The sequence below is a fragment of the Microcystis sp. M_QC_C_20170808_M9Col genome (assembly GCF_007095495.1).
In the GTDB taxonomy this organism is placed as follows: Bacteria; Cyanobacteriota; Cyanobacteriia; order Cyanobacteriales; family Microcystaceae; genus Microcystis; species Microcystis aeruginosa.
The window spans coordinates 1-5,573 of the sequence record NZ_SFBZ01000122.1 but is presented as its reverse complement, the minus strand read 5'-3'; the positions used below and the strand labels follow the sequence as shown (position 1 = coordinate 5,573).

4 protein-coding genes and 2 pseudogenes are annotated in these 5,573 nt (G+C 42.9%); 5 read left to right on the top strand and 1 reads right to left on the bottom strand.

The features are described from left to right. Both EWV68_RS07490 and EWV68_RS07485 read left to right on the top strand, forming a co-directional pair. Positions 1-99 (top strand): annotated as a pseudogene (locus EWV68_RS07490) (IS630-like element ISMae26 family transposase); the annotation flags it as partial. A gap of 11 nt (positions 100-110) precedes the next feature. After that, positions 111-1,143 (top strand): annotated as a pseudogene (locus tag EWV68_RS07485) (O-linked N-acetylglucosamine transferase, SPINDLY family protein); the annotation flags it as partial. 5 nt (positions 1,144-1,148) lie between these two features. On the opposite strand, the gene pip reads toward EWV68_RS07485, so the two are convergent. Next, positions 1,149-2,099, bottom strand: a complete 951-nt coding sequence (gene pip / locus EWV68_RS07480) for a prolyl aminopeptidase (protein WP_287169362.1) — start codon at positions 2,097-2,099, stop codon at positions 1,149-1,151. Positions 2,100-2,297: 198 nt separating this feature from the next. Here pip and EWV68_RS07475 point away from each other — a divergent pair, with 198 nt between their 5' ends. The 3 genes from EWV68_RS07475 (at position 2,298) to EWV68_RS07465 (ending at position 5,342) form a co-directional block, all read left to right on the top strand. Next, positions 2,298-3,689 (top strand): NAD-dependent malic enzyme, encoded by a 1,392-nt coding sequence (locus EWV68_RS07475; protein ID WP_061430523.1) that lies wholly within the window; start codon positions 2,298-2,300, stop codon positions 3,687-3,689. Between the two features lie 31 nt (positions 3,690-3,720). Beyond that, a complete protein-coding gene (locus EWV68_RS07470; protein ID WP_061430524.1) occupies positions 3,721-4,455 on the top strand; it encodes a M15 family metallopeptidase in 735 nt (244 codons plus the stop codon). Between the two features lie 542 nt (positions 4,456-4,997). Continuing rightward, complete coding sequence (locus EWV68_RS07465; RefSeq protein ID WP_002754005.1) at positions 4,998-5,342, top strand: hypothetical protein; 345 nt, start codon at positions 4,998-5,000, stop codon at positions 5,340-5,342. The last annotated feature ends 231 nt before the right edge of the window (positions 5,343-5,573 follow it).

The window sequence follows — 5,573 nt, the reverse complement described above, 5'->3', positions numbered from 1 at the left end:
TACAAAGACTTAATAGAAGGGATTGAATTGGCTATGTTAGAAGTTACTCAAAAAGATATTCGCAATTGGTTTACTCACTGTTGCTACTGTACCTCATAAGTCAGAGAATTGCTATAAATAACTCAGATTATAGCTATAACTTGCCCGCAAAAATTGAACAAATAACTACCCAAATTCGTCAAGACAAATTAGATATTTTAGTGGATCTTGATAGCTTAACTAATAATACAACTTATCTAGTAATGGCATTAAAACCCGCACCGATACAGGTAACTTGGTTAGGATTAGATGCGTCGGGAATCCCTGCGATTGATTATTTTATTGCCGATAACTACGTTTTACCCGAAAATGCTGAAGAAATTTATTCAGAAAAAATCATCCGACTTCCTAACTCTTATTTATCCGTGGATGGTTTTGAAGTGGGTGTTCCCACCAGGAGAAGAACTGATTTAAATATTCCCGATGATGCTATTATTTATCTGACCGTGCAATCGGGATTAAAACGCACCTTAAACATGATTTATCTGCAATTGCAGATTCTCCAACAGGTTCCTAATAGCTATCTTTTAATCAAAGGTTTTGCCGACAAAGAAACCATTCGAGAATTATTTCTCAAAAGTGCCGACGAATTGGGAATTAGTCAAGATAGATTAAGATTTTTGCCCAATGATTTCAATGAGGAAACCCATCGCGCTAATCTAGGAATTGCTGATATATAGCAGTTCTCGCATCTGTGCGGCACGCTTAAACCTTTGCTGATTAAGCTGTTCAGGATCGGGAATGTACCTCTTGTGAATCAGAAACGCTATAGTTCTCGATACCTATCCCTATAATGGTGCTACCACAACCCTAGAAACCCTCTGGATGGGGATTCCTTTAGTCACTAGGGTTGGTGAACAATTTGCGGCCCGCAATAGCTATACTTTTATGAAAAATGCCGGCATTAGTCAGGGTATAGCTTGGAGTGATGAGGAATATGTGCAGTGGGGAATTAAGTTAGGATTAGATGAAAATTTAAGGGAAGAAGTCCGTTATCAATTACGTCAATCTCGTCATACATCTCCCCTCTGGAATGCCAAACAATTTACGATAGATATGGAAAAAGCCTATGAACAAATTTGGCAAAATAATCACCATGATTAGCTTATCTATAAATGAGCAAATTTATTGGTAGCCTCAATTAAAGCACTACGAATTCCCACTTCTGTCATCGAATGTCCCGCATCGGGAACAATGATAAATTCCGCTTCCGGCCAAGCTTGATGTAATTCCCAAGCAGAAATCATCGGACAAACAATGTCATAACGTCCTTGCACGATAACCGCAGGAATATGACGAATTTTATCAACATTTTCGATCAGTTGGTTATCCGTTTCTAAAAAACCCTTATTGACAAAATAATGGCATTCAATGCGTGCAAAAGCTTCGGCAAAATTATCCTGACCGAATCTCTCGATTAAATTGTCCGCAGGAATTAATTTGCTGGTACTTCCCTCCCAAATTGACCAAGCTTTGGCAGCTTCTAGACGGATTTGGGGATTATCGCTAGTCAGGCGCCGATAATAAGCGGCCAGCAAATCTCCCCTTTCTTCCGGGGGAATAGGTGCTAAATAATTCTGCCAAATATCGGGAAAAATATAACTGGTTCCCTCTTGATAAAACCATTTTAATTCTTTTTCTCGCAGTAGAAAAATCCCGCGCAAAATTAAGCCTAAACATCGTTCAGGATGGGTTTGACTGTAGGCTAAAGATAGGGTACTTCCCCAACTACCGCCAAAAACTACCCAGCGCTCAATTTTTAATAATTCTCGTAGTTTTTCCATATCTGCCACTAATAGCCAAGTGTTATTTTCTCTTAACTCAGCGTGAGGGGTACTTTTACCGCAACCCCGTTGATCAAAAAGGACAATTCTCCATTTCTGCGGATCGAAATACTGACGATAAATCCCTTCAATACCACCGCCGGGCCCGCCATGGAGAAATACTACCGGTTTACCCTGGGGATTGCCCACTTCTTCATAATAAATTGTGTGGAGAGCCGATACTTTTAAGTAACCAGTACCATAGGGATCGATCGCCGGATATAATTCTCTAGTCATATTTACAGTCTTTCTCATTAAGATGAAGTCTAACCTAATTTGCCATCTCCCCACACCCCACACCCCACACCCCACACCCCGCTCCCCTGGTGTTAGGCCCAGAGAAACCCTAATAGCTAAAGAAACTGCGCGATTAGATACCAAAGTCCTTCACAGATAGAAGATAATCAATATTTATCAGTATTGGAAGCCTTCAGCATGGTTCATTTAACGCCCAATCCTAGCTATAGTTTAAGTCTCAAGATAGAAATCCCCAATCAAGCGGGAACCTTCGCTTCTGTCCTCAATGCGATCGCCGATGTCGGGGGTAATTTAGGGCAAATTTCTCTGATCGAACGCAATTTAAAGATTAGCACCAGAGAAGTGATGGTTGATGCCGCTAGTACCGACCAAGCGGAACAGATTATCGCTGCGGTTAAAGCTCTACCGGATGTTAAACTCCTGAAAGTTTCCGATCGCACCTTCGATCTCCATCGTCGGGGTAAAATCTCCATTGAGAGTCGTATTCCCCTCACCTCCCAAGATGACCTGGCCATGGCCTACACCCCCGGAGTTGGTCGCATCTGCACCGCTATCGCCCACGACCCTGAACAAGTGTACTCATTGACCATCAAGGGCAACACCGTCGCTGTAGTGACTGATGGTAGCGCGGTATTAGGATTAGGAAATCTCGGGCCAGAGGCTGCCCTACCAGTAATGGAAGGGAAGGCAATGTTATTCAAGGAATTCGCCGGAATTGACGCTTTTCCCATCTGTTTAGCCACCCAAGACCCCGAAGAAATCATCGCAACCGTCAAAAGAATCGCTCCGGTTTTTGGGGGTATTAACCTAGAGGATATCGGCGCGCCACGCTGTTTTGAAATCGAGAAACGTCTGCGAGCGGAATTAAATATTCCCGTTTTCCACGATGATCAACACGGTACAGCGATCGTTTCCCTGGCTGCCCTAATTAATGCCCTCAAATTGGTCAAAAAATCGCTTGATACAGTCAAAATCGTCATTAATGGTGCGGGTGCGGCGGGTATCGCCATCGCTACCCTCTTTAAAACCGCAGGAGCCACAGATATAATCCTCTGTGATTCCCTTGGTATCCTCTCCCAAAAACGGGACGATTTAACCCCAGAAAAACAAGCTTGGGCCGTGGCTGCCAGTGGTAAGCTAGGGGATGCTCTTAAAGGCGCTGATGTCTTCCTGGGGGTGAGCGCACCGGGGGTGTTGACTCCCGAAATGGTCAAGGGAATGGCTAAAGATGCGATCGTGTTTGCCATGGCTAATCCGATTCCCGAAATTCAACCGGAATTAATCAATGATTTAGTGGCCGTGGTGGCTACCGGACGCAGCGATTATCCCAATCAGATTAATAATGTTCTCGCTTTCCCCGGATTATTTCGCGGGGCCTTGGACTGTCGCGCTAGGGCAATCACCGATAATATGTATCTGGAAGCGGCCAAAGCGATCGCTTCTCTGATCACTCCTGCTAATCTCGATCGAGAGAATATTATTCCCTCGGTTTTTGATAGTCGTGTAGTTACGGCTGTGGCCGCCGCCGTTCAACACGCTGCTCGTCAAGATGGAGTGGCCGGGGAATAATGTAATTATGGTGCAGGAGGGTAAGTAAACCGTGAAACCGATCGATGATATTCCCGAAGCTTTGCGGGACAACCAGTACACAAAAACTACTAATCCTAATGGTCTTATAGCGATCGCAAGCGGTTTACTTGCTCTGGTGGGAACCGGCATAATTGCCATAGCAGTCTTGAATCGTCCCCCTGCTTCCGTAAAAAAACTGCCTATTAATCCATCCCCCCCCATTCAAGCCACTCCTAGCCCGATTGAGAACATTCTAGGTCATTTACCCTATCAAGAGGCTCCGGAGACGGAATTAGCCCCCATTACTGGGGATGGTGCTATGCGTTTAAGGAAACCGGCAGCCAAGGCTTTTATCGAGATGCAGAGTGACGCGAGAAGGTCGGGGGTGATTTTAATGCCGATTTCCGCATTTCGATCGAAAGCAACCCAAGAAAAGCTCTTTTTTGAAGTTAAAAAACAACGCAATCAGCAAACCCGCAAACGAGCAGAAGTGAGCGCACCTCCGGGTTACAGCGAACATCATACCGGTTATGCGATCGATATTGGCGATGGTCACGCTCCCGCCACAAATTTAAGTAGCAGTTTTGCTAATACTGCCGCTTTTCGTTGGTTGCAAAATAACGCTGCCCAGTATAGTTTCGAGTTATCTTTCCCCGAAAATAATCCCCAGGGTATTAATTATGAACCCTGGCACTGGCGTTTTGTCGGGGATAGTCACAGTTTAGAAACTTTTTATAAGGCCCAACAATTAGGAAAACAAAAATAAACGTAGGGTGCGTTAGGCATCCATTGTTTTTAGGGAAAAAATCAAGGTCTAAATATTGCCGTAACGCACCAACTTTTTAGAAAAGCCAACAATTAGGAAAACAAAAATAAACGTAGTGGATTGTTTCAGCTAATTTGGTGTATTAGAAAAATGCTATAAATTCTATAATCTAAGACTTTAAGCCGAAATCTATTGCCCTATTTTAGCTGAAACAGTCCAGTAGGGTGCGTTAGGCATCCATTGTTTTTAGGGAAAAAATCAAGGTCTAAATATTGCCGTAACGCACCAACTTTTTAGAAACCCCAACAATTAGGAAAACAAAAATAAGATAACCTTATCGGCAATTGCGTCCAGCATTCGGACAATAACCTATCGCTGAAACCAGAGATTTTCTATCCGAATGCTTCGCCCGTACTTTTTCAACTTTTTAGAAAATCTAACAATTAGGAAAACAAAAATAAGATAACCTTATCGGCGATCGATGGCATTTTCTGGAATTAATTACTAAAATAGGATTATATTGTATTGTGAGTGTTTCTAATATGTCCAAGCCAGTAGAATACTTAACAAATGAGCAAGGGGAACGAGTTGGGGTTTTATTAGACTGGAACACCTATTCTCGATTTGCCAATTCATTAGGACTCGATGAAGATTGTTTGATTGGTTTGAGTGTGGATGAATTAAAAGCGCTGGCAAGTTGTCAATTGTCCCTCGTAGAGCAAACCCGTTTAGATGATTTAGTGACGAGAAATGCAGAATCTTTACTCTGCGCTGATGAAGTAGCTGAGTTAGATGAGTTGTTGGCAAAAACAGATCAATTAACAATTCTTAAAACTCGTGCCAGATATACGCTAAAGTGCTTGGAACAAGGTACGACAGCAGCGTGAGTGTTTATATTCGGATGGGGTTTTCCCGGTCTGACAGGAGAGAGGGATGCAGAAACTCCGATTCTATCTTGTAGGTCATGAACAAATCTTCTTAGCCTACAATTAAAAATAAGGGCTCTTCGGGAATTGTTATGCAAATAATTAACTTAAAATAAAATTCGATGAGAGCACCTACGCTCAAAAGTAGCTGAAATCCATACAGGTAAGGACTTAAGGCACAAACAGGTTAAT

What these genes read in the sequence shown, in the direction of transcription:
- pip (WP_287169362.1), bottom strand. Translation starts at nt 2,099, where the DNA reads ATGACTAGAGAATTATATCCGGCGATCGATCCCTATGGTACTGGTTAC.
- EWV68_RS07475 (WP_061430523.1), top strand. Translation starts at nt 2,298, where the DNA reads ATGGTTCATTTAACGCCCAATCCTAGCTATAGTTTAAGTCTCAAGATA.
- EWV68_RS07465 (WP_002754005.1), top strand. Translation starts at nt 4,998, where the DNA reads ATGTCCAAGCCAGTAGAATACTTAACAAATGAGCAAGGGGAACGAGTT.